This window comes from Paenibacillus paridis (assembly GCF_006345825.1).
Lineage (GTDB): Bacteria > Bacillota > Bacilli > Paenibacillales > Paenibacillaceae > Pristimantibacillus > Pristimantibacillus paridis.
The window spans coordinates 27,288-48,400 of record NZ_VCIX01000079.1 but is presented as its reverse complement, the minus strand read 5'-3'; the positions used below and the strand labels follow the sequence as shown (position 1 = coordinate 48,400).

The window sequence follows — 21,113 nt, the reverse complement described above, 5'->3', positions numbered from 1 at the left end:
ATTATAAATCATAATGGAGGTCATGTACATGAGAAAAACACAGGCTAATTACACCAAATTGCTAGCAGCACTCCTCTTGTCATTTTCAGTTCTATTTACGCAATCGACAGCTTTTGCTGCAACAGCTGTAACAACAGCAGCCGTAACGGCAACGACATCACAGGAGGATGGCGTTCCGCAGTACAAGCAATTTTTGAAAGAGAAATTTGATGTTAGCCTCTCTGGCACAGTAACAAAAGGCGATTTCATTAAAGCGGTAGCGGATGCGCTTGGTTATAAAGCTTCGGGCAAAGAAGTTGTTTTCTCCGACTTGAAGTCAGGCGATGAGTTGTTTGCTTCGGCGGCAGCTTTGTATGAAAAGGGCATTTTGTCCGGGCCATCCATTCAAGGCGAGCAGGTGCTGACTACATCCGTAGCGGTTGCAATCGCGGTAAGAGCAGCGGACCTGAAGGAGCTGGCTTATACGTACCCTGCGGCTAAAGTTAATAAGGCTCTTGCCAAGCTGAATGTAGCAAGCAGCGTGCTTGGTACTAAAGGGGCACAAGAGGTGGCCGTTGCGGTTGACAATGGTTTGCTGACCTCTGACCTGTATGCTAGCTTTAAACCAAAAGCAGCTGCAAGCGACCAATTGATTCACACCTTGCTTGGTAAAGTGTTGATCACGAAGGGCTTGTATAAGCAATACCTTGGTTACATCAACGATGCCGATATCTTTGCAAAGCTTAGCACGGCATATGAGACTTCGGATATTATCAATGCGCCGAAGCTTCAAGAGCTGGTGAATACGGCTTTGAAGCAAGATCTGATTACGGGCTACAATATCAAGGATTCCCGTTTCAACGCGAACTTTATTGATGAGCTGTCGCTAATCTATGGACATTCCAATTTCAAGCATGCGATTCAGCTTATTGGCTTGCTTCGCAGTGAAGGCATTAACGCTAAAGTACAGTTCGAGCCAAAAACATCTGCATTTATCTTTTTGGCAGAGTGGGGCACGCCAGGACCAAATGTAGTTAAGATCGAAAATGGCAACTACATTAACTACGACAAAGAATACGATTTGGAATTTGAATTCGCCAATGCGTCTGATAAAGCAGCATTTAACGATATCATTAACAAATATGCTAAGAAAAATGAAGATGGTCAAACCGGCCTGATTGCTTCCTCTTGGTGGCAGCCGCTTTATTATTCACAAACTAAGCTTGCGGATTATGAAATCATTACAAACAACTTTATTACCGATCCAGACAGCCCTTATACCGTAAATCCATTTTCGCTGAATGAAAATTCCGAAAAAGTAGTTGCAGGCCTGAAAGCGATCGATCCTAATGCGACTATAACTCCGACTCAATTCTGGGTGGATAAACCGTTCTTCCGTTATTTGCACGGTGAATCGCTTTAATTAGAACACCATACCTGAATGCAAGATAAGAAGAAGCTCTGGCCGTCATTGATGGCTGGAGCTTCTTTATGTTATCGTTCAAGGAAAGGAGGTCGCTGGTATGACAACAATAGCAGACGGGCTCGAAGCTCTTTTTCGGAAAAATGCCAATCCCGAAACCGCTTTGCCGATGGAAGCCTATATGCGCGGCCATTTTATATTCTTGGGCATTAAGATGCCGGAACGAACACAGCTGCTTCGTGATTTTTGGAAGGAAAACGATAAGCCGAAGGGAGACTTACTGCTTCGTACCGCAGAGCAGCTGTGGCAGCTGAATGAGCGTGAATTCCATTATGTGGCGATGGGACTAATGGAGAAATACGGAAAAGAAGCCTCGGAGCCTCATATCGACAGGCTGGAGCGCTGGATTACGACCCATTCATGGTGGGATTCCGTTGATTTTATAGCGGCGAATCTAATTGGTTACCACCTCTCCAAATACCCGGAACTAATAGCTGCGTATACGGAGCGTTGGATCGTATCCGAGCACTTATGGCTGCGGCGCGCTGCACTGTTGTTTCAGCTCAAATATAAGCATGCGACCGACAAGGAGCGTTTGTTCCATTACATTGAGCTCACCAAAGAGGAAAATGAATTTTTTATACGGAAGGCGATCGGTTGGGCGCTGCGGGAATATGCCAAAACCGATGCAGCCGGTGTGCATCGGTTTGTGATGGAAACGCCGCTCTCGCCGTTAAGCAAGAAGGAGGCGCTTAAGCATAAATGATCGTTTATGGCTGGCTTTGATTCGGAGCGGGCTGTCTGGAGGACACATAATAAAGCCAGGACGCGATAATGGCAAATCCGGCAATAACGGCCATGCCCCAGAAAATATTAGAGAATGCGCGTCCGAGGGGAAGCGAGCTCTGGGCGGTGAGTACGATGCCGCTAATGGCAACGCTGAAAGCTCCGCTGATGAATTGAGACAATTGGAACAAGCCCATGCCTGCACCGACGTGCTCGCCGGGCAAAATTCTCGATAGCTCGTTGGAAACGCTCGAATTCAAAGCAGAGAAGCCTACGCTCATGAGAATGTAGATCGCCATGATCATATAAATGGAGCGATCCGCGAATAAAGCGAACGAAATGGCTGCGATGAGCAAAGGCCACGGCGTTATGCGAAGCAGCAAGCTGTTCCCGCGACGGTCAATGATTTTGCCGATGCGCTTGGAAGCCAGCATGGCCACGAGCGCTCCAGGGAAAATGATTAGGCCAGCTTGGCCAGGAGTTAGCTCAAATAAATGAATGAGCACCTGCGGCAGCAGGAACAGCGTTGCAAAATTGTTGATATAAGAAACGATGCCGAGCGTAATGAGGCGTATATACCGTTTGTTGCGGAACAAGGAAGGCTGAACAAACGGATTAGAAGCGCGGTTGATGCGAATCCAAAAGAGCACCAGCGCAGTAATCCCGCCAATTAAAGCGATCCAAAAATGATTCGTAATGTAGAGCAGCACACCTGTCGAGCCGATTCCGACCAGTGCCGCGCCCAAGACGTCGAAGGACCCTTTATTCGAGGTTTCGTCAGGCAGCAGGCGATAAAACACCGGAATAAGAAGCAGTGATATGCCGGTGACGATAAACAGTTCATTCCAGCCGAGATATTGGGTAATGGCGCCGCCAACCACAGGGCCAAGCCCGAGGCCAAGCGAAGCGGCGGAGGTAATAAGCGCCATGGACTTGCCCCGTCTTGCAAGCGGAATAAATCTTGTAATCAGCACGATCGTCAAGCTCAGTACGGACCCCGCGCCCGAGGCTTGAATCAGCCTTGCAACCAGGAGGAGCATATAATGATGGCTGAAAAATCCAAGCACCGATGCTCCGCCCATGGCAATCAGTCCAATCGTGAGCAGCAGCCGGATGGGAACGAAGTCGGATAAACGGCTATAAGTAATGGATGAGATGGCAAAAATGATGGAATAACCGGTGATGATCCACGACGCCGCCGAGGAGGAAAGCATAAATTCCGCCGTGACTTGAGGCAGCGCAAGGTTGAACATCATCGTATTCATTATGACAATAATGACGGTTAGCCCTAATAAAGGAATGACGATTCCATCTCGAAAGGCAGGACGATCGTCTCCGTTGGTAATCAGTGGGGCAGTTAAAGCAGCAGCGTTTCTCATGGAACCTCCTAATCGAATGGTGAAGTTTACGTTTCTAAAGTACGATAATCATCGTACTATGAAAATATAGCATGACTTGTGTTATAATGCAATGAGTGCATGACGAGAGAGGAGCGAATGCGTTTGAAAATTTTATTCCATCCCAATCGCGATGATATTGAGCTTACTTCCGTGCTATATGCGTTAAGCGATCCAATTCGGCTAAGCGTGGTCACTGCTATTGCACACAGCGGCGAGCAGGCTTGCGGCCACTTTGAATTCCCCGTAGTGAAATCTACGATGACTCACCATGTTCGCACCTTGCGTGAGGCAGGGGTGCTGAATGTGCGCAAACAGGGCACTCAGCATTTTTTGACGCTGCGCTCTGATGACCTAAATCTGCGTTTCCCAGGACTGCTGGATGCGATTGTCCGCTCTGCTTCTTTATAATGGAAAAGAACGGCTATTTATTTTCTCTTCCATTTACGCTAAAATAAAGCAGTACTTTGGCAACGAGAGAAGGAACATCTGTGCGTACACGCAAAGGGTTGAAGCTTCGATTTGTATTAGGGCTATTAGTCATTGGCTCTGTTCTTTTAACCGCCGTTATCGGCGGTTATTTTGCATTGTCGGCTAATAAAGCCTCCTTGACGGCCGGATATTTGGAAAGCAATTCTCAGTATGCCAAGAAGCTGGCGTCCAATACGAGCGAATTATTGCAAATTATGCGCAATAATATTGAAGCCGTTGCATCGATGGCCAGCAAACAAACTATATCGCAAAAGGAACTGGATATTTGGTATGCGGCGAATGAGCAATATTTTAATTCCATTCTGCTCGTGGACGCTGATCGCACAGTAAAGGCCACCAGCTTCAATAGCAAAGGTATCGAGATCGGGATGGTTTTATCCTCCGTAGCTTCCTTCCAAGCGGTCCAACAGAAGCGAACCTTAATTTCGGAGCCTTACGTAGGTGCGATGACGCATCATCTTTTAGTTCTGATTTCGTCGCCTATATTTAATGAAGCGGGAGAATACGAAGGTTTTGCTGCCGGTACCATCTACTTGGACGACAGCAATGCACTTAATAAATTGCTCAGTGAGCATTTTTACGGCAATGGCTCTTACGTTTATGTAGCTGATAAGTATGGGCATCTTATTTTTCATCCAGATAAAGCAAGATTAAATGAATCCATTACGACTAATGAGGTTATCAATAAAGCCATATCAGGGCTTAGCGGAGCCCAAGAGATTATTAATTCGCAAGGGGGCTCTTATTTTGCAGGTTATGCGATTGAGCCGATGACAGGGTGGGCAATCGTGGCGCAAACCCCAACGTCTATTGTAGATAAACCTCTGAGAAAGCTCATCTGGGACATTGTGCTGAAATCCTTCCCGATCTTTGTCATCATTTTATTGGTGGCATGGCGCGTCTCTTATTTGATCTCCAAACCTTTGTTTGAATTGGCGGCTTTTTCCGAGGAGGCGATCTTATCCACGGGGGCAGCCTACTCGAAAATGCCAAAAGCAAGCTCCTACATTTATGAAGTTAGGCAGCTTAACCAGAGCATTAACAATCATCTCGCTTTGTTGAACAAAGAGATTCGCTTGGACGGCCTAACTGGCCTTGCGAACCGAAAAACGTTTGATCTGACGATTCAGGAGTGGTTGGCAGACGATATTCCGTTTGCGCTTATATTGCTCGATATTGATCATTTCAAAAAAATTAACGACCAGTACGGCCATCTTATCGGCGATGAGGTTTTGACCGGCATAGCTTCTGTCATGAAGGCCTTCTCTAGAAGCAATGATTTGTGCTTCCGCTATGGTGGAGAAGAGTTTGGCATACTAGTGAAATTCGGGAATGTTCAAACAGCTGTGCAGATGGCTGAGCGTTTGCGTGAAGCAGTCGCTGCTGAAGCGAGCCCGACGGGAAATCCGATCTTCGTGTCTATCGGAATCTCTTGCAAAGATGGAAAAGACGTGAGTGCCAAAGAACTGATCGAGATGGCGGACATCGCCTTATACCAATCGAAAGCGGACGGCAGAAACCGCACAACGGCATATCAAGCAAATAAAACAGGACAGCCATAAATGCGGCTGTCCTGTTTTTTGGATCAATTATTAATATTAAGGCTAAAGCGGTTTTCTTAGCAAAGCTCGAAAACAAAACAGTTTTCCCCACAAGTCGGATTGTATGGCATCCGGAGGGGGAGTAAGCGCAAATTCATTGGCAAAGGTTAGGCCAGCCGATTCCACCGCGCGTGTCAACTGCTCCAAGTCAACGGTAGGATAGTCGAAGGTGAGTGCGATTCTGCCTCCAGGCTTGACCGTTCTGGCGAATTCCTTGAGACTGAGATCCTGATCGACATGCCGCAAGTGTTCCAGAACAGATATGCAGAAAATAATATCAAAATAATTGTCCTCGTAAGGGAGATCCGTTATGCTGGCCTCGGCATACTGAACTCTTGACCATCCCGGATGGGCAACGATCGAATGAAGCGCTTGCGGGCCGACATCTTGGATAATTTCTTGTTCAATCGTGGTCCATGAGTTGATCCGGGCATCGAAATCGCAAGCGTGCGTCTCATGGCAGACTGCGCCTAAATAAAACTTTAAGGGGTGAGAAATTCCGCAAGCAGCATCCAGCGCAATATCGCCAGGGTCAATTAGCGTCCTGCACCATTCATATTCATAGGGACGGCTCCACCAGGTTGCGGGCAAGGGATAAATCAGCGTATCTGTCCTTGCGTCTGAACTAGTAAAGAAGCGAGCTTCTTCAAGGCTGTTCACATTCGGATTTGTCATAGGCAATTCTCCTCCCGGGGATGCAATTGTACATCGCGCGTCAACACGAAGCTCATTTTACAAGCTTATTTGTTGCAATAGAATAATATGTGTGTTTTGAGCCGTTTCCGAATCGATACTATTTGTTAGGAATATGTGGTAAGTTATGATGACCATACAGAGGCAAAACCGGAGACAAGGATGACGAATGAAGCAAACCGGTGTTTGGATTAAGCAAAGGGGCTGGGTGGATGTCTGTACCATCGTATTTGTTTCAAACGTTTCCTAGGATGGAGACGGAACGGTTTATTTTACGAAAGACGGAAGAGCGGGATATCCGCGATTTATACGAGCTATATTCCAGCGAGGAGGTCGTGCGCTATACCCCGTTATTGCCATTTGCCGCTGAGGAAGAGGCATGGCACGAAATGAACTGGCACTGGGAAATATTCGCTCAGCAGGTAGGCATTCGCTGGCTTATCGAGGAGAAGCGCACAGGCAAGGTTATTGGAACCTGCGGTTTCCTGCACTACTTGAAAGAGTACGCTCTTACCGAAATTGGCTATGATCTATCCCCTAGTTACTGGCGCAGAGGCGTTATGAGCGAGGTTGCAAGGCCAATATTGGCGTTTGCTTTCCGGGACATGGGACTGCAGCGCATTGAAGCGAAGGTTGATACGGCTAATGCGGCATCGATTGGGCTGCTTACGAAGCTTGGCTTCAAGCTTGAGAATGAGCTTCGGGAGTATGAATTTGAGAAAGGGCAGCATATCGAGCTTATGATCTTTTATATGCTGCGGAAGCAGTTCTCTTATTAATGGCAGGCCAGAATATCTTTCGCAAAAGACATAAACCGCGTATAATAAGAGAAGCGAATGCTTACGAAGTAAGTTTTGCTGCACAAAACGAAGCGAACGCTTACGAAGTAAGTTTTGCTACACAAAACTTTAAGGAGGACAAAATCATGTCCATGAGCAAGGCGAAGAAAGCCAGGCAGAAGCTGGCCCAGCAGGGGCGCATGACGCCGGATGTGCTGCGGGGAAGCTGGCAGGGAATCCATCCAACGATTAAACGCACTCCTACGCTGCAAGAGAAACAAACAAAGCTGAATAAGAAACACCGAAGGAATCACGCGAATTACAGCGATGGTTCCTTTTGCATTTATATGGGGACATTGCCCTGCGCGACAGTGGTCTAGCTTTCTTTGAATCTCTTGATCAGGGCGGCTGCAGCCGTGTACTCTTTCAATATTGTATCCGCGAGTGTGCGAGAGAACGGACAACCTTCTCTATCCATGCATATAGTATAGGAAACGATAGGTAGAGGAGGCAAAGGCCATGCCGTTAGTGTGGGTTTGCTCGATAAGCGGATTGCTGGGTTTGGTTATTACGTTTGCTTTTGGCAGTTGGGTGGAGTCCCTTACCTTGCTTGTTGTCGCGATGGGAATCGATTATGTTACAGGCGTTACGGCATCTTTAAAAGAAGGAAAGGGGCTGAATAGCGCGTTCGGAGCGTGGGGCTTGGCTCGGAAAGGGCTGATGCTGCTCGTTATTTTGCTGGCTCATCGCATTGATATTTTGCTTGAGCTTCCCAATGTGACGATGGGGGCGGCCATCTACTTTTACATCGCCAATGAGCTTATTTCGATTACAGAAAATTATGGACGAATGGGGCTGCCGCTCCCGGACCGGGTTCGCAAAATGATTGAGGTGCTTAAGGATAAGCGGTAATTGTTGGATAAAAGCGGATTGGCTTGCATAAAATGATCGCCACTCGCTATAATAAGAACATATGTTCTTATGTGGAGGGGTGGCAATGGCCGCTAATGAGGAAGCTTCCGTAGGAAGCAGGAGAACAGCCTTGCATCCGCCGATCCAGACCGAGGAAGAGCTAGAGCTGGTGAAGCGGTATGTGCTGCTTGGCATTGTGATGCGCATTTTAGATCATGATATTCGCGTCATCGGGACTTCAGCCATAAAGCTGCCGAGGTTCTATGAATCCATGCTGCGCGGCATGCAGGACCGCGTGTTGCTTGAGCTTGCTGCGATCAGAAGGCGATTTCGCGATATGGGCATTAAAGTGTATGAGGAGAAGCGGGAAAAGGACGGCTTGCACGCCCAATATGTTTGCCGCGGGTACCATCATCAGTTTTTTATGCTGTGGGGCTTCGTCAAAGCGGAATCCGAGCAAGTGTTAAAACAGTATTTGTCCAGCTAATTTCAAATTTGTTCATGGTTTTGTCAAAATAACGAAAAAACTTTTCTGCTTTGTGTAGTTTAAGGTTGAGAACTTCGGACGATCTTATGTAATATAAGAGGTAGACATTATGATCGCAAAGGGGAGCACATAGCAATGCACAAGTGGATTATGTTTACTTTATTTGCAGCGGCGTCGTTGCTGGGCTTATATTTGCTCACATTCGCCTTGCCTGCTAAGCCAGTTGACGAGTCAGCCTCGTTGCCTGAAGGCATGAGTTTGCTCAAAGTAGTTGCATCCAATGATTTCGTATTTGATCAAGAAGAGTACAAAGTTAAAGTTGGAGACAAAGTAAGGCTGAAGCTTTCCAATAAAAGCGGTATTCATGGGCTACATATTGATGAGCTGAAAGTAGTTTTGGATAACGACCACCCGGAAACGGATCTTGAATTCACAGAGCCAGGCACGTACAAGATCTATTGCTCGATTCCATGCGGTCAAGGCCATACAACGATGCATTCAACATTGATTGTTGAAGCAGCCTAACGGCAGCAAGTTAATCACGGCATGAACTGTGAAGTGAAAAGAAAAAGGAGCCGAAAGGCTCCTTTTTGTTGAATTCATGTTACCTAGCTGAACGGCGATGACGCTCGCTCTCGCGGCCGCGCGAAATGAGCACATCGGCAACGAAGCCTAGCAGCGCCCAAGTTAGAACGGTGAGCACATACATAAGCAGCACGCTGACCTCATGGATATCAACAAATAAATCAACGACCCAAGCAGGAATGCTTAACATGAAAAAAACGAAATTATGCGGGTCATAACCCGTGTAATTAAACAAGCAAATAGCAAGTCCAATCAAAGTTGCAACAATTGTAACCGGATAGCGCATAACGTACCGATCTCCTTCGCGTTAAAGATTGCCGTAATGCGACTGCATAGGTTATTATGTGACAAACGGACGAAATTCATGCGATAACATTAGAGGAGGAACAAGGAATGTTAACTCATATTGTATTTTTTAAATTGAAGGACGGCAGTAAAGAGAGCGTAGCCCGCACGGCACAGGTGCTTAGAGATATGGAAGGCAAAATTGAGGTTTTGAAGTCGATTGAAGTAGGCATTGACGTTCTGCATTCAGAGCGTTCGTACGATATCGCGCTCATCACAAAATTTGATTCAATGGAAGCGCTGGAGGTTTATCAAATACATCCTGTGCACAAGAAGGTTATCGAGCATATGATGCAGGTTCGTGAAGCTTCTGTCAGCGTTGATTTTGAAAGCTGAGAGGCAGGTTAACGGTTTATGAGCGATATGAGGGACGTTTATGAAATAATGACCTATTTGCTGGTTATTATTTTTAGCAGCATCATTATGGTAGCATGGTTGAAACGAAAGTCGAAAAAAAAGAAGCAAGGCTGAAAGCGGGCGACTGATGGATGTATTATGTGAATCGCGAACAAATTGCCGTGCGGCTGGATTCGATCGCTGAAATTACAGCAGCGCTGGACAAGCTTGCGGCGGATTGGCAGGGCACGGTGCTGGAGGGCTTGGCGCAGGAGAGAGCACTGCACCTTGCCATTGAAACGGTAACGGACATCGGGAGCTTCCTGATCGATGGATTTATTTTGCGGGATGCAAGCAGTTATGAGGATATCATCGACATTACGGGCGAGGCAGGGGCGTTTCCTGCTGACATGCAAAGGACGTTGACGGAATTGGTCAAGCTGCGTAAGCCGCTCGTTCAGGATTATTACGTATGGCAGCGATCGGAGCTTCATCCTCTCTCGAAGACGATGGCTTCATTATTGCCTATCTTCAAGAGATCGGTTGAGGAGTATTTGGATCGTGAGCTGTAGCTAGGCTTGATTTACGAAATAATCAAAATACGTTACAATGACGCTATCAAGCCTGCAGAGGTGGTGAAGGGTTGAAGCGGATGAAAACAGTAAGTGCCGCAGGCATGACGGCAGCAATGCAAAGAGACGGCTCCACGCGTGAGCGCATACTGCTGCTGCTGAAGACTGGCGGCAGAATGAACGCAACCGAATTGGCGAACGAGCTCGGGTTAACGGAGATGGCGATCAGGCGGCATATTTATGCGCTTGAAAGCGAAGGCAGCGTAACCATTGTTTCGGTACGCCAAGCGATGGGTCGGCCTCTCCATGCCTATGAGCTCACGGCTGAGGCAGATGAGCTGTTTCCGAAAAATTATCATTTGCTCGCTTTGGACTTGCTGGATGAGCTGGCGGATGACCCGGATACTGCAGCGCTAATTGATCGGATCTTTGAAGGCCGAAAGAAAAAGCTGCTAGACCGGTACGAGCCCCGCATGACTGGCAAAAGCTTGGAGCAGAAGGTGAGCGAGCTGGCTGCTATCCAAAACGCCGGCGGTTATATGGCGGAAGTGAACAAACAACAAGATGGCAGCTATATGCTGTATGAATATAACTGTCCGATTGCTCAGGTTGCCGGCGTGTACCAGGAAGCCTGCAGGTGTGAGCTGTCCCTATTCCGATCTTTGCTTGACGTGCCGGTCGAGAGAACGGAATGTTTGGCAAAGGGTGGCGGAAAGTGCAGTTACCATATCGGCTGACCATACGAAATGCCCATTAGAAGGCTGTTTTGCGAATCTGAGAAGATTGGCAAACAGCCTTTTTTTTGTTGATCGAAAAAATTCCGGAATAGTTTTTTTTTGGCTTTGCTGTGTCATGCCAAGCCCATGCTGATTATACTGTCATTACGCAAGTGGGCATTCGTCTAGAAGCATATTGCGTTTGGCTGTGCAATGGATGGAGGAGGAGGGATACGGGGATGGTCATAACTTGGAGCGCGGCAATTGCTGCGGGTGCATTTGTCATTCTGGTGGGGGGCATACTCTTCATACTACGAGCCGCTTTAAGAAAGCTCGGGCAAATGCAGGCGATGGCTGAAGCCATGCAGTCGGATTTGCATAAGCTTACCGCCGAGATTGGCGGGCTCGTCCAACCAACAGAGGAAACGATACGCGAGGCTCATCGGCAGCTGCAGGCTGCGAGCAAGCTATTTGAAGCGGTAGGGCAGGTCGGAGGGGCGATTGCCCATACGACCTCGGCAGCTGAACGTATAACATCTGTATTGTCAGAATCGGCAGAGGAGCATGCCAAGCGGCATGAAACCAAGCGGCAGGTCGGTGAAGCGCTGGAGTGGGCAGAACTCGGAATGGCAGCGTGGCAGCTGTGGCAAACTAGCCGAAAGTCAGCAGCGCCCTCAGCAAATGAACAGAAACCCGGATTCGAATCGGATACCTAAATCAACCGTCAAGACGAAGAGCACGCTATCCATGAAAGGAGAAATTGACATGTCAACACGTAAACAAACAAAAGGATTTTTGCTTGGTGCAATAGCTGGAGGTGTAGTTGGATCGGTAACGGCACTGCTGCTTGCGCCGAAGCCGGGCAAAGAGCTGCGTCAGGACATTTCAGCAGGCGCACAGAAGGTAAGTGACACAACAGCGAGAGTAGCAGGCCAAGTAACGGATACAACCGGACGGATTGCCAGACAGATTGGCGATCAAGCGGTGCAGCTTGCCGATCGCACCAAACAAGCGGCTACGAACGTGGTAACCAGCGTGAGATCGCGCAGCAAAGGCACCGAAGAAACAGAAGCGGTTGCTGATTTCATATTGGATAAGGAAATAGGCGAAGATGAGGAAATAAGTGCGATTGACAATGTTGAAGCCGGTGAGGCTGAAGCTGCGGTATCGAAGGAGCTTCAATCGATTAATTAACAAAATAATTCGCTAGCAAAATGAAAGGCAAACGGCATGAGCATGTGCTCAAGGCCGTTTGCCTTTTTAAGTGGGAATACCATTAGCTCAGAACATTGCTGTGCGCACGTGCCGCAGTCGTATGCAGCAAGCTGGAGAGAGGCTCCATGTTATAATCACTAATAGCGACGGATGGTGTGGGAATCGTTTCGCCAGGTCCCACAACAGCAATTTGATCATTGAGCTTACCGACAAAAGCTCCATCCTGGATGACGGCTCCTTCACCAATAATAGCCCGGTGGATAGTCACGTTTTTTCCGATTCGGGCGCCTGGCATAATAATGCTCTCGCAAATTTCGGTGTCCTGTCCGATCGTAACGCCTGCGCAGATGACTGAGCGTGTCACTTCAGCTTGAATCATGCATTTTGGATGAAGAAGGGATTCGGAAATGATAGCGCCAGACCCAACCGAAGGCTGATAAACGCTTTGGTTGTTAGAAATGGCTGTAGCTCTTTTGTCTTTAAGTTTGAATTCGCCATCGAGCAAATCCATATTTGCTTCCCACAGGCTATCGATCGTGCCCACATCTCGCCAGTAGCCTTGGTAAGGATAAGCGACCATCTGGGCTTGGGAAGAAAGAATCGCCGGAATGATGTCTTTGCCGAAATCATGGGTGGAGTGAGAATTTGCCGCATCCTCAAGCAGAAAGCTCTTTAAATCTTTCCAGCGGAATAAGTAGATGCCCATAGACGCAAGGTTGCTTTGGGGCTCTGCAGGCTTCTCGTGGAAGGAGCTAACATGGTACTGCTCGTCCACAGAGAGGATGCCGAAACGGCTGGCTTCCCGCCATGGCACTTGCTTGACGGCTATCGTAATGGCCGCATCGCGATCTTTATGGAAATCAAGCATTGGCTTATAATCCATTTCGTAGATATGATCTCCGGAGAGTATGAGGACATGCTCAGGATTATGCTTGTCAATATAGTCTATGTTTTGAAAAATTGCGTCTGCGGTTCCGCTATAACCCTCTAACGCTTTGCGGGAAGAAGGGAGAAAGGAAACGTCTTTAAGCGTTTCTCTTCCTTGCGAGTCGCGACTCGAATGCCTTACATATTTATGAACCGTATCAGCGCAATACTGCGTTAGCACGCCGATCGTGTTAATATTGGAATTTAAACAGTTGTTTAGCGGGAAATCAATCATCCGGTAACGGTCGCCGAACGGAACGACCGGCTTGGCAAATTGGCCCGTAAGCGGAGCCAAACGTCGTCCTTCTCCACCCGCTAACAACATGGCTAAACATTCAATATGACTTTTCAATTTAATTTCCCCCTGTCCGGATAAGTTTGGTTGTGATTGCGAACAACATTGTACTGAGTGTTTAACCTACTATCGCAGCTTTGAAACCGATGGTTCAAAATTGATTGGGGTGTGTAAATGCATAAGTTGAGGAGTATTGCATAGGCCTGCAAAAAAAAGACGTTTCCCTTGCAATGGCAAGAAAAACGTCTTTGAAGCCTTAAATGTCCCGGTATATGATCCGAAAGTCTAGCGGAGCCAGCTCGATTTGGAGCTCGCCATCGCAGGTTGAAACCTCATCGTTTGTCAGGGCATCGCGCCAGTCATCGGCTTGCATGGGGTGGGCAAGGCTGACGGTTTCTTCCGTGTTGTTTATCCATATCGTGAAATGCTGACGGCTGTTCAGCCGCTCAAAAATCAATGTGCCGTTCTCGTTATCGGCATGGAGGAACCTGAAACGGCCATCGCGCAAGGCGGGGTGCGTCTTGCGAAGCGCGATTAAAAGCTGGTAGAAGTCAAAGAGCTCACGATCCTGCCTTTCCGTATCCCATTCCATGCATTTCCGGCAATCGGGATCATCTCCCCCGTCCATGCCAATCTCATCCCCGTAATAGATGCAGGGGATTCCCATGGAAGTGAGCATAAAGACGACGGCAAGCTTCAGCCTTGGAGTATGTCCTCCTAACCGTGTAGCGGCACGCGGAATGTCATGGCTGGACAGCAGATTAAATAAAGCTTCGTTGGTCTGCTGAGGGTACCTCATAAGCAAGCGATTGATCTGGTCGGCAAAATCGGATGCGTATCCATCGGAGCTTGAGAAGAAACCGAGTACTCGGTCAGTAACCGGATAATTCATAGAAGAGTCAAATTCATCCCCGTTCAGCCAGTTGAGTGAATTGCCCCAAACTTCCCCGATAATAAAAGCGTCGGGCTTGGCTTGCTTCACCGCCGTACGGAAATCCCGCCAGAAGGCATGGTCGATTTCGTTGGCGACGTCAAGGCGCCAGCCATCGATATCGGCTTCTTGGATCCAATAAACCGCTATATCCAGCAAATATTGCTTGACCTCGGGATTAGCGGTGTTGAGTTTAGGCATGTTTCCAAAAAATCCGAATGTGGCATAGTTCGCCACGCCATCCTTCACTTCGACCGGAAATCCGTTCAGATGGAACCAATCTTTGTATTTTGAGTTTTCACCGTTCTTCAGCACGTCTTGGAAAGGAGGGAACTGCTCGCTTGTATGATTGAACACAGCATCGAGCACCACCCGGATATTAGCCTCATGGCATGCTTTTACGAGCTGCTTAAGCAGCTCGGTATTGCCGAATTGCGGATCGATCTCTTTATAGTCAATGGTGTCATATTTATGGTTGGATGGCGCGGTGAACAACGGCGTCATATAAACGGCATTGATGCCAAGATCGGTCAGATGTTTCAAATGATCAAGAATGCCTTGCAAATCCCCGCCAAAATGGTCTTCTCCGCCGGGCGTCTCGCCCCACGGCCGAATTCCTTCCGGATCATTGCTCTGATCCCCGTTAGCGAATCGGTCAGGCATAATTTGATAGAAGATGGCATCCTTTGCCCACTGCGGAGCGTCAAACAAGTCGATAGCGTGAATAAACGGAACCTCGAAATAACCGCCTGCTGGTGTAGGCTGCTCATCAAAAATACCGTTTTCGACAAGCCACAGTGTTTCATCGCCGCTGCGAACACGGAACCCGTAAGAAAAACGATGAAACTCCGGCTTAATGACGGCTTCCCAGTAATCGAAAAGCGGATCTGCCGCTATTTTTTCCATTTGGACGTCGAGGGAGTGGCTGTCCCAGTCATATTTGTCTCCCGTTACGGCAACAGCTTCCTCAACATCGTCTCTTTTGGTGCGGAGCCTGAGATGAAAGGTATCGCAATCGTAAGCATAAGCCCATTTCAGATCCGGTGAGTGATGCAAGCATTCTTTGAACATTGGCTCCCGCTCCTCTTCAGTTATAGTGGACATCAAAAAAATGAAATTACCCGCGAAGCAGCGATTCTGCGCCGTCGATATAGACGGTCGTGCCTGAGATGTGGCTTGAATCCTCAGACGCCAGAAATAATGCCAGCTTGGCTACCTGTGAAGCGCTGCCGGGCCCATCCTCAAGCGGCTGGCTTCCCTCAGGGTATTCAACCGGGATCGTGACGCTGTCGAGCTCGGGCGTACGCTCGGTGCTTTCGCCGATATTGGTATCGATGGCACCGGGACAGATCACATTAACGCGAATGTGATACTGAGCCAACTCCAGCGCAGCCATTTTTGCAAAGGCAACTTGTCCGGCTTTGGTGCTGCTGTAAGCGCTGAACCCGATATTGGAAAATACGCGGTTGCCATTGATGGAGCTCGTAACCAGAATGCTTCCGCCCTTGTCTTTCAGCAGGGGCACAGCATGCTTAACGGTCAGAAAGGTTCCGCTCAAATTGACTTGCAGCGTCGTATTCCAGTCGTCATAGTCCATTAGCTCAATCGGAGCCAGTACGCCATTAATGCCAGCATTGGCATAAACGATATCCAGCCGGCCGTAATGATCGCGGATTTGCCGAAATGCGCTTGCCAGCTGTATCTCACTCGAGACATCGGTTTCTATGGACAAGCAATTAACATTGTACTGCTGCACCTTGCGGCAAACCTCTTCCATCGCCTCTTCTTTGATATCCAGGAGGACAAGATCAGCACCCTCGCTTGCGAATTTCAAAGCGGTAGCTTTGCCGATTCCGGAGCCAGCGCCAGTAATTAATGCGATTTTTCCTTGTAAACGCCCTATTGCGGCTTGATGAGTTGTCATAGCAGAAATTTCCTCCTTTTGATGGATGCTTATGGGACCTGCTTGTTAAGGTTTAAATGGTATTTACCCGATATGTTGCAGTCTAAACAGCTGTGTATACGATAGATGAAGCTCCTTGGGCAAATGATCAATAAAAAAAGGACCGTGACGCTGCTTGCAGCAGCTGTTCACGGCCCTTGTTCAAACGATAAGATGTTGTACACGAAGAGGTTACATATGATTCAATTGCGGTTCAGCCCCGTCAGCATTCTTGTCTTCCTTTGTTTGCTGCACAAGCTTCACGTTTCGCAGCAGCAGGGTAAGTGCGGTCCCGATTAAAATGAACACTAGCCCTACCCAAAACACGGTATGAAGCGAGTCGATCAACGTTGACTTTACGACTGGCACCATTTTGTCGGTGAGCTCTTTCGGAAATTGCGTAAGCATCTTCGGATCGAGCAGCGTAGAATAGATCGCTTGTGGATTCGAAGCTACCGTTGCCGAGGTTTGATCGGCGAACGCTTTGGCATCCTCAGGCAATTGACCGAGAAGCGGCACCAGCCTGTCTTTCAAATGACTGCTCGACTGCATATTCATCACGGCACCAAGCAGCGTCATGCCGAATGTACCGCCAATTTGGCGGAAAAACGTGCTGGAAGACGTCACGACGCCAAGCTGCGATTTTGGATACGATTCTTGAAGAACAAGCGTAAGGAGCGGCATGACAAGACCGATCCCGATTCCGAGCACAACCATGAACGATGAAGCGGTCAGCTTCGCGGTTGAGGCATCAAGCGTAGTAAGCAGGAAGAAGGCGATCGCGACAATAATCATGCCGATGGCCAGCTGCAATCGTACGCCTATCTTATAAACCACCTGTCCGCCGACGACACTGAAAATCATCATTGAAATCATCATAGGCATCATAACGGTGCCTGATTCGGATGCCGAAATGCCAACAATCCATTGCATGAAAAGCGGCACGAACATAATGGCGCCAAACATGCCGAGGCTCATAAAGAAGCCGATGCCGTTAATCATCGTAAAGGTTCTGTCTCTAAACAGCTTAACGGGTAAAATCGGCTCTTCCGTCCTCGATTCAATGCGCACGAACCAGATAAGCGAAACAATGGCAAGCGCGAACAATCCAATGATTTGCCATGACAGCCAATCGAATTCACTGCCTCCGAGCGACAAGCCAAGCAGAAGGCTGACCACACCGACAACCATGGTGGAAATACCGGCCCAGTCGAATTTGACGCGGCCCTCGGCTTTTTTGCCGCTAAGCGAAATCGCAATAAACACAGCAGCCAGAACACCGACAGGCAGGTTGATATAAAATACCCAGCGCCAGTTCCAGGCGTCAACGATCCAGCCGCCGACCTGTGGCCCAAGCACGGAAGAGAGGCCGAATACGGCTGCGAATACGCCTTGCCATTTGGCGCGCTGCTTGCCTGTGAACAAGTCCCCGATAATAATCATGGCCATTGGCATCATAATGCCGCCGCCGAGACCTTGAATGGCACGGAAGATAATGAGCTGTTCGATATTGCCAGCTAATCCGCAAAGCGCGGAACCCAAAATGAAAATCATAATGCCGCTGACGTAAACGAGCTTTCGGCCTAACAAATCCGCAAGTTTGCCTGCAATCGGCACGATGGTTGTAGAAGTAAGCATGTAGGCCGTAGTCAGCCATGCCATCAGCTCAAGCCCGCCCATTTCTCTAATGATCGTAGGCATTGCTGTACCGACAATCGTACCGTCAAGCGCGGCAAACAGCATTGCGATAAGCAAGCCTATAATGAGCAGTCCTCTTTTGTTGCCGCCATCTGCTGAAGCGAGCGGAGCTGCAGCTTGTTTAGTGTTTTCCATCTGTCTTACTCTCCTGTCATATGGTGGTTAGTCAGTCGTTTAACGGCTTATTTATTGTCCTTTGGAAGCGCGGCCGCTATTTTATCCTTTAGTCATTAATATTTAAAGCATTTAAATATTAAGTGATATATATTTCAGTTGTCAACAGTGAAAAAAATCCGTTATTGGGCATGCCGCCAGAGGACTTGTCCAATGATTTCGATAAGTGACAGGTACGTTTTTGTGCCTGTATTCATATGCTATTTTGTCTGGATTCATTACTTTGTTCAGGAAAGCGGTGTGTTTGTGCAGCAACCGATTGCGATACTTGATTCAGGCGTAGGCGGGCTTACCGTTGCCAAGGAAGTGATGCGTCAACTGCCGCTCGAGAAAATCATTTATTTCGGAGACACGGGGCGAACGCCCTATGGTCCGCGTTCTTCCGAAGAGGTCGTTCGCTTTACGCGGGAAATCGTCGACTATTTAATTCAGTTTAATCCCAAAATGATAGTTATAGCATGCAACACGGCGACGGCGGCTGGTCTTGAGGATATTCGGTCAAGAGTTGAAATTCCCGTCGTGGGCGTAATTAATCCGGGCGCGAGAGCGGCAATCGGGTTGACCGCCACTGGCTGCGTCGGGGTAATCGGTACGGAGGGGACGATCAAGAGCGGTGCTTACGAGCATGCGCTCAGAAAGATTGCTCCACAGATTCAGGTAATAAGCGAAGCTTGCCCGCGCTTTGTTCCGCTAGTGGAAAAAGGGAATTTTCGGTCTCTGGAAACGTACGAGACGGTCCGCAGCTCTATCGGGCATTTACGGCATTTCCCGATTGACACGCTCATTCTCGGTTGCACGCATTATCCTTTCCTGACGGAAACGATATCGGAGGTTATGGGGCAGAATGTCACTCTTATTAGTTCGGCTGATGAAACCGCGCGCGAGATCCGCATGATTTTGGAGGGAAAAAATAACCTTGCGAGCGGACAGCATCTGCCCTTGCACCAGTTTTATTGCAGCGGTGACCAGCAGCTGTTCAGATCCATTACAAGGCAGTGGTTAGGCCAACAGATTGAGCTTTCACCGGTGCTGTGGCAAATTCCGACGATTTGCTAATACGAGCAATGAAGTCAGGTCCGTGAGCGGATCTGGCTTTTTTTGCAGCCAGCGCGCTGCTTTTGGGCTTGTTTTCTTTGGCAAGGAAGACTGCTGCTCTAGTCCATTAGTTCGATGGTAAGCCCCACATAGGACAAACTAGGCAGCGCATAACCTGATAGGAGCACAGTCAGGTGACAGGAGGCGATAAGGATGTACTCCGTTCAAAACTATAGCCATCTTGATTTAATGGAAGGCGTAAGACAGCTTGCAGGCAAGTATCGATTTGTGTCCGCTCATGTCATTGGGGAAAGCGTGATGGGCAAGCCGCTATTGGCGGTTCGGTGCGGCAGCGGCCCGCGTCGCATTCATATTAATGGCTCCTTCCACGCGAATGAATGGATCACCTCAGCTTTGCTTATGCGCTTTATTGCGGATTTGTCCGCTGCTTACTGCAACAATGAGCCGATTGGCGGGCAACGAGTAGAGGATCTATGCAGGAACGTGACGTTATGGGCCGTTCCGATGGTCAACCCCGATGGCGTGGAGCTTGTGCAGGAAGGGCTCGATCCGGCCCGTCACCCCTACCATCAACAGCTGCTTCAGTGGAACGGCGGCTTGGAGCAGTTTAGTGGCTGGAAAGCGAATATTAGGGGGGTGGACCTGAATGACCAGTTTCCTGCTTATTGGGAAGAGGAGTGCAAGCGTAGAGGCATCGAAGGGCCGGGCCCCCGCGATTTCCCAGGGCCATATCCGCTCAGTGAGCCCGAAGCCTTCGCGATGGCGCGCTTTACCGAAATGGTCGGCTTCGATGCGGTGGTTGCGCTTCATACGCAGGGGAGGGAGATTTATTGGAACTATCGCGATTATGAGCCGGCAGAGGCGGAGCAGCTAGCGAAAAGATTAGGACGGGCGAGCGGTTACGAGCCTGTAAAGCTGTCGGGCAGCGATGCCGGTTATAAGGACTGGTTTATTCAGCATTTCCGGAGGCCTGGTTTCACAGTGGAAGCGGGCTATGGGGAAAACCCGCTGCCGATGAGCCAGTTTGACCAAATTTATGTAGAGCTGCAGCCGTTGCTATTGGAAGCCCTTCGCCTTTAGCGGCGGCATAGGGCCGTATGCACGCAGTAGGTAAACCTGCTGCGTTTATGCTATAATAATCGGAAACGGTCGGCAAAGGTGGGATTTATGATGCGTAAGCTGTTGTCGCTGCGCCACTGGCGGCAGACGTTTGTCCGGATTTTTCAACTGCTGCGCTCGAAGGACGTATCACTGCTGGACAAGCTGATTTTTTCCGTGCCCGTGCTGCTCTATTGGGTTCTGCCTGACGTGATGCCGTTTATGCCGGTTGATGATATAGCGGTAACGATGCTGCTAGCAGAATGGTTTGCCCGTAGAATGGAGACCAAGTATAATATAAAATAATGAACATTGCCTAAAAGGCATTACCATAAGAGGAGCTGGATGAACGATGAATTGCAAAATTTCAAAAAATGCAGCAAAAGTTATACTTGCAGAGCTGGCCAAGCCTGAGAACGAAGGCAAATTGCTGCGTGTCATTGTCACGCATGCACATGGCGATCATGCCCATTACGGCATGGGAATCGATGAGCCAACGGATAAGGACGTTGTGGTCACTACAGACAAAGGCATCGACATTATTTTGGAGAAGGACAATCCATATCTTGACGGCGTTCGCATCGATTATTTCTATGTGCCTGAAGAAGGCTTTGCCATTACCAATCCAACCAAGGGCAACCACGGGGATCACTAGGATTCATTTGTAATAGGTT

25 protein-coding genes are annotated in these 21,113 nt (G+C 48.5%); 18 read left to right on the top strand and 7 right to left on the bottom strand.

The genetic code is table 11. The features are described 5' to 3' along the window. The first annotated feature begins 28 nt into the window (after positions 1 to 28). Both FJQ58_RS08900 and FJQ58_RS08895 read left to right on the top strand, forming a co-directional pair. The gene (locus FJQ58_RS08900; protein ID WP_139992447.1) at positions 29 to 1,402 is read left to right on the top strand and encodes a hypothetical protein; all 1,374 of its coding nucleotides are present in this window, start codon (positions 29 to 31) and stop codon (positions 1,400 to 1,402) included. Between the two features lie 100 nt (positions 1,403 to 1,502). Further along, positions 1,503 to 2,168, top strand: coding sequence for a DNA alkylation repair protein (locus tag FJQ58_RS08895; protein ID WP_139992445.1), 666 nt, complete (start codon positions 1,503 to 1,505; stop codon positions 2,166 to 2,168). 4 nt (positions 2,169 to 2,172) lie between these two features. On the opposite strand, the gene FJQ58_RS08890 is transcribed toward FJQ58_RS08895, so the two are convergent. Continuing rightward, the gene (locus tag FJQ58_RS08890) at positions 2,173 to 3,567 is read right to left on the bottom strand and encodes an MFS transporter (protein ID WP_139992443.1); all 1,395 of its coding nucleotides are present in this window, start codon (positions 3,565 to 3,567) and stop codon (positions 2,173 to 2,175) included. A gap of 123 nt (positions 3,568 to 3,690) precedes the next feature. Between FJQ58_RS08890 and FJQ58_RS08885 the strand changes: the two genes are divergently transcribed. Both FJQ58_RS08885 and FJQ58_RS08880 read left to right on the top strand, forming a co-directional pair. Then, positions 3,691 to 3,996 carry an ArsR/SmtB family transcription factor gene (locus FJQ58_RS08885; protein WP_139992441.1) on the top strand — a complete coding sequence of 102 codons (306 nt, stop codon included), beginning with the start codon at positions 3,691 to 3,693 and terminating at the stop codon, positions 3,994 to 3,996. Positions 3,997 to 4,076: 80 nt separating this feature from the next. Next, entirely contained in the window at positions 4,077 to 5,639 is a 1,563-nt protein-coding gene (locus FJQ58_RS08880) for a sensor domain-containing diguanylate cyclase (RefSeq protein ID WP_139992439.1), read from the top strand. A gap of 42 nt (positions 5,640 to 5,681) precedes the next feature. On the opposite strand, the gene FJQ58_RS08875 is transcribed toward FJQ58_RS08880, so the two are convergent. Next, on the bottom strand, positions 5,682 to 6,353 hold the full coding sequence (locus FJQ58_RS08875) for a class I SAM-dependent methyltransferase (protein ID WP_139992437.1): 672 nt from the start codon (positions 6,351 to 6,353) through the stop codon (positions 5,682 to 5,684). Positions 6,354 to 6,583: 230 nt separating this feature from the next. Here FJQ58_RS08875 and FJQ58_RS08870 point away from each other — a divergent pair, with 230 nt between their 5' ends. From FJQ58_RS08870 to FJQ58_RS08850, 5 genes are all read left to right on the top strand, one after another. Continuing rightward, complete coding sequence (locus FJQ58_RS08870; RefSeq protein WP_139992435.1) at positions 6,584 to 7,150, top strand: GNAT family N-acetyltransferase; 567 nt, start codon at positions 6,584 to 6,586, stop codon at positions 7,148 to 7,150. Positions 7,151 to 7,296: 146 nt separating this feature from the next. Further along, a complete protein-coding gene (locus FJQ58_RS08865) occupies positions 7,297 to 7,530 on the top strand; it encodes a hypothetical protein (protein ID WP_139992433.1) in 234 nt (77 codons plus the stop codon). 139 nt (positions 7,531 to 7,669) lie between these two features. Continuing rightward, the gene (locus FJQ58_RS08860; protein ID WP_139992431.1) at positions 7,670 to 8,062 is read left to right on the top strand and encodes a phage holin family protein; all 393 of its coding nucleotides are present in this window, start codon (positions 7,670 to 7,672) and stop codon (positions 8,060 to 8,062) included. Positions 8,063 to 8,147: 85 nt separating this feature from the next. Then, on the top strand, positions 8,148 to 8,549 hold the full coding sequence (locus tag FJQ58_RS08855) for a YhjD family protein (RefSeq protein ID WP_139992429.1): 402 nt from the start codon (positions 8,148 to 8,150) through the stop codon (positions 8,547 to 8,549). Positions 8,550 to 8,684: 135 nt separating this feature from the next. After that, positions 8,685 to 9,074, top strand: a complete 390-nt coding sequence (locus tag FJQ58_RS08850) for a cupredoxin domain-containing protein (protein WP_139992427.1) — start codon at positions 8,685 to 8,687, stop codon at positions 9,072 to 9,074. 79 nt (positions 9,075 to 9,153) lie between these two features. Here FJQ58_RS08850 and FJQ58_RS08845 read toward each other — a convergent pair whose 3' ends face one another. Further along, positions 9,154 to 9,420, bottom strand: a complete 267-nt coding sequence (locus FJQ58_RS08845) for a hypothetical protein (RefSeq protein ID WP_139992425.1) — start codon at positions 9,418 to 9,420, stop codon at positions 9,154 to 9,156. 107 nt (positions 9,421 to 9,527) lie between these two features. Between FJQ58_RS08845 and FJQ58_RS08840 the strand changes: the two genes are divergently transcribed. The 5 genes from FJQ58_RS08840 (at position 9,528) to FJQ58_RS08820 (ending at position 12,297) form a co-directional block, all read left to right on the top strand. Next, positions 9,528 to 9,815 (top strand): Dabb family protein, encoded by a 288-nt coding sequence (locus FJQ58_RS08840; protein ID WP_139992423.1) that lies wholly within the window; start codon positions 9,528 to 9,530, stop codon positions 9,813 to 9,815. 152 nt (positions 9,816 to 9,967) lie between these two features. Then, positions 9,968 to 10,387 (top strand): DUF86 domain-containing protein, encoded by a 420-nt coding sequence (locus tag FJQ58_RS08835; RefSeq protein ID WP_139992421.1) that lies wholly within the window; start codon positions 9,968 to 9,970, stop codon positions 10,385 to 10,387. An 80-nt stretch (positions 10,388 to 10,467) separates the two neighbouring features. Then, a complete protein-coding gene (locus FJQ58_RS08830) occupies positions 10,468 to 11,124 on the top strand; it encodes a helix-turn-helix transcriptional regulator (RefSeq protein ID WP_238403927.1) in 657 nt (218 codons plus the stop codon). A 218-nt stretch (positions 11,125 to 11,342) separates the two neighbouring features. After that, positions 11,343 to 11,819 carry a DUF948 domain-containing protein gene (locus FJQ58_RS08825; protein ID WP_139992419.1) on the top strand — a complete coding sequence of 159 codons (477 nt, stop codon included), beginning with the start codon at positions 11,343 to 11,345 and terminating at the stop codon, positions 11,817 to 11,819. 49 nt (positions 11,820 to 11,868) lie between these two features. Continuing rightward, complete coding sequence (locus tag FJQ58_RS08820) at positions 11,869 to 12,297, top strand: YtxH domain-containing protein (protein ID WP_139992417.1); 429 nt, start codon at positions 11,869 to 11,871, stop codon at positions 12,295 to 12,297. A gap of 82 nt (positions 12,298 to 12,379) precedes the next feature. Here the strand turns inward: FJQ58_RS08820 and FJQ58_RS08815 are convergent, their stop codons facing one another. From FJQ58_RS08815 to FJQ58_RS08800, 4 genes are all read right to left on the bottom strand, one after another. Then, a complete protein-coding gene (locus FJQ58_RS08815; protein ID WP_238403918.1) occupies positions 12,380 to 13,597 on the bottom strand; it encodes a sugar phosphate nucleotidyltransferase in 1,218 nt (405 codons plus the stop codon). Positions 13,598 to 13,796: 199 nt separating this feature from the next. Next, positions 13,797 to 15,542: an alpha-glycosidase gene (locus FJQ58_RS08810; protein WP_139992415.1), complete on the bottom strand. Its 1,746-nt coding sequence runs from the start codon at positions 15,540 to 15,542 to the stop codon at positions 13,797 to 13,799. Positions 15,543 to 15,588: 46 nt separating this feature from the next. After that, on the bottom strand, positions 15,589 to 16,395 hold the full coding sequence (locus tag FJQ58_RS08805; protein WP_139992413.1) for an SDR family oxidoreductase: 807 nt from the start codon (positions 16,393 to 16,395) through the stop codon (positions 15,589 to 15,591). A gap of 210 nt (positions 16,396 to 16,605) precedes the next feature. Continuing rightward, the gene (locus tag FJQ58_RS08800) at positions 16,606 to 18,246 is read right to left on the bottom strand and encodes an MDR family MFS transporter (protein WP_139992411.1); all 1,641 of its coding nucleotides are present in this window, start codon (positions 18,244 to 18,246) and stop codon (positions 16,606 to 16,608) included. 285 nt (positions 18,247 to 18,531) lie between these two features. Between FJQ58_RS08800 and racE the strand changes: the two genes are divergently transcribed. The 4 genes from racE (at position 18,532) to FJQ58_RS08780 (ending at position 21,094) form a co-directional block, all read left to right on the top strand. After that, positions 18,532 to 19,341, top strand: coding sequence for a glutamate racemase (gene racE / locus FJQ58_RS08795; RefSeq protein ID WP_139992580.1), 810 nt, complete (start codon positions 18,532 to 18,534; stop codon positions 19,339 to 19,341). A 192-nt stretch (positions 19,342 to 19,533) separates the two neighbouring features. After that, entirely contained in the window at positions 19,534 to 20,421 is an 888-nt protein-coding gene (locus FJQ58_RS08790) for a M14 family metallopeptidase (RefSeq protein ID WP_139992409.1), read from the top strand. A 90-nt stretch (positions 20,422 to 20,511) separates the two neighbouring features. Further along, entirely contained in the window at positions 20,512 to 20,745 is a 234-nt protein-coding gene (locus FJQ58_RS08785; protein ID WP_139992408.1) for a hypothetical protein, read from the top strand. Positions 20,746 to 20,791: 46 nt separating this feature from the next. Beyond that, on the top strand, positions 20,792 to 21,094 hold the full coding sequence (locus FJQ58_RS08780; protein ID WP_139992406.1) for an iron-sulfur cluster assembly accessory protein: 303 nt from the start codon (positions 20,792 to 20,794) through the stop codon (positions 21,092 to 21,094). Positions 21,095 to 21,113 lie beyond the last annotated feature (19 nt).

What these genes read in the sequence shown, in the direction of transcription:
- FJQ58_RS08900 (WP_139992447.1), top strand. Translation starts at nt 29, where the DNA reads ATGAGAAAAACACAGGCTAATTACACCAAATTGCTAGCAGCACTCCTC.
- FJQ58_RS08895 (WP_139992445.1), top strand. Translation starts at nt 1,503, where the DNA reads ATGACAACAATAGCAGACGGGCTCGAAGCTCTTTTTCGGAAAAATGCC.
- FJQ58_RS08890 (WP_139992443.1), bottom strand. Translation starts at nt 3,567, where the DNA reads ATGAGAAACGCTGCTGCTTTAACTGCCCCACTGATTACCAACGGAGAC.
- FJQ58_RS08875 (WP_139992437.1), bottom strand. Translation starts at nt 6,353, where the DNA reads ATGACAAATCCGAATGTGAACAGCCTTGAAGAAGCTCGCTTCTTTACT.
- FJQ58_RS08870 (WP_139992435.1), top strand. Translation starts at nt 6,584, where the DNA reads ATGTCTGTACCATCGTATTTGTTTCAAACGTTTCCTAGGATGGAGACG.
- FJQ58_RS08865 (WP_139992433.1), top strand. Translation starts at nt 7,297, where the DNA reads ATGTCCATGAGCAAGGCGAAGAAAGCCAGGCAGAAGCTGGCCCAGCAG.
- FJQ58_RS08860 (WP_139992431.1), top strand. Translation starts at nt 7,670, where the DNA reads ATGCCGTTAGTGTGGGTTTGCTCGATAAGCGGATTGCTGGGTTTGGTT.
- FJQ58_RS08855 (WP_139992429.1), top strand. Translation starts at nt 8,148, where the DNA reads ATGGCCGCTAATGAGGAAGCTTCCGTAGGAAGCAGGAGAACAGCCTTG.
- FJQ58_RS08850 (WP_139992427.1), top strand. Translation starts at nt 8,685, where the DNA reads ATGCACAAGTGGATTATGTTTACTTTATTTGCAGCGGCGTCGTTGCTG.
- FJQ58_RS08845 (WP_139992425.1), bottom strand. Translation starts at nt 9,420, where the DNA reads ATGCGCTATCCGGTTACAATTGTTGCAACTTTGATTGGACTTGCTATT.
- FJQ58_RS08840 (WP_139992423.1), top strand. Translation starts at nt 9,528, where the DNA reads ATGTTAACTCATATTGTATTTTTTAAATTGAAGGACGGCAGTAAAGAG.
- FJQ58_RS08835 (WP_139992421.1), top strand. Translation starts at nt 9,968, where the DNA reads ATGTATTATGTGAATCGCGAACAAATTGCCGTGCGGCTGGATTCGATC.
- FJQ58_RS08830 (WP_238403927.1), top strand. Translation starts at nt 10,468, where the DNA reads ATGAAAACAGTAAGTGCCGCAGGCATGACGGCAGCAATGCAAAGAGAC.
- FJQ58_RS08825 (WP_139992419.1), top strand. Translation starts at nt 11,343, where the DNA reads ATGGTCATAACTTGGAGCGCGGCAATTGCTGCGGGTGCATTTGTCATT.
- FJQ58_RS08820 (WP_139992417.1), top strand. Translation starts at nt 11,869, where the DNA reads ATGTCAACACGTAAACAAACAAAAGGATTTTTGCTTGGTGCAATAGCT.
- FJQ58_RS08810 (WP_139992415.1), bottom strand. Translation starts at nt 15,542, where the DNA reads ATGTTCAAAGAATGCTTGCATCACTCACCGGATCTGAAATGGGCTTAT.
- FJQ58_RS08805 (WP_139992413.1), bottom strand. Translation starts at nt 16,395, where the DNA reads ATGACAACTCATCAAGCCGCAATAGGGCGTTTACAAGGAAAAATCGCA.
- FJQ58_RS08800 (WP_139992411.1), bottom strand. Translation starts at nt 18,246, where the DNA reads ATGGAAAACACTAAACAAGCTGCAGCTCCGCTCGCTTCAGCAGATGGC.
- FJQ58_RS08790 (WP_139992409.1), top strand. Translation starts at nt 19,534, where the DNA reads ATGTACTCCGTTCAAAACTATAGCCATCTTGATTTAATGGAAGGCGTA.
- FJQ58_RS08785 (WP_139992408.1), top strand. Translation starts at nt 20,512, where the DNA reads ATGCGTAAGCTGTTGTCGCTGCGCCACTGGCGGCAGACGTTTGTCCGG.
- FJQ58_RS08780 (WP_139992406.1), top strand. Translation starts at nt 20,792, where the DNA reads ATGAATTGCAAAATTTCAAAAAATGCAGCAAAAGTTATACTTGCAGAG.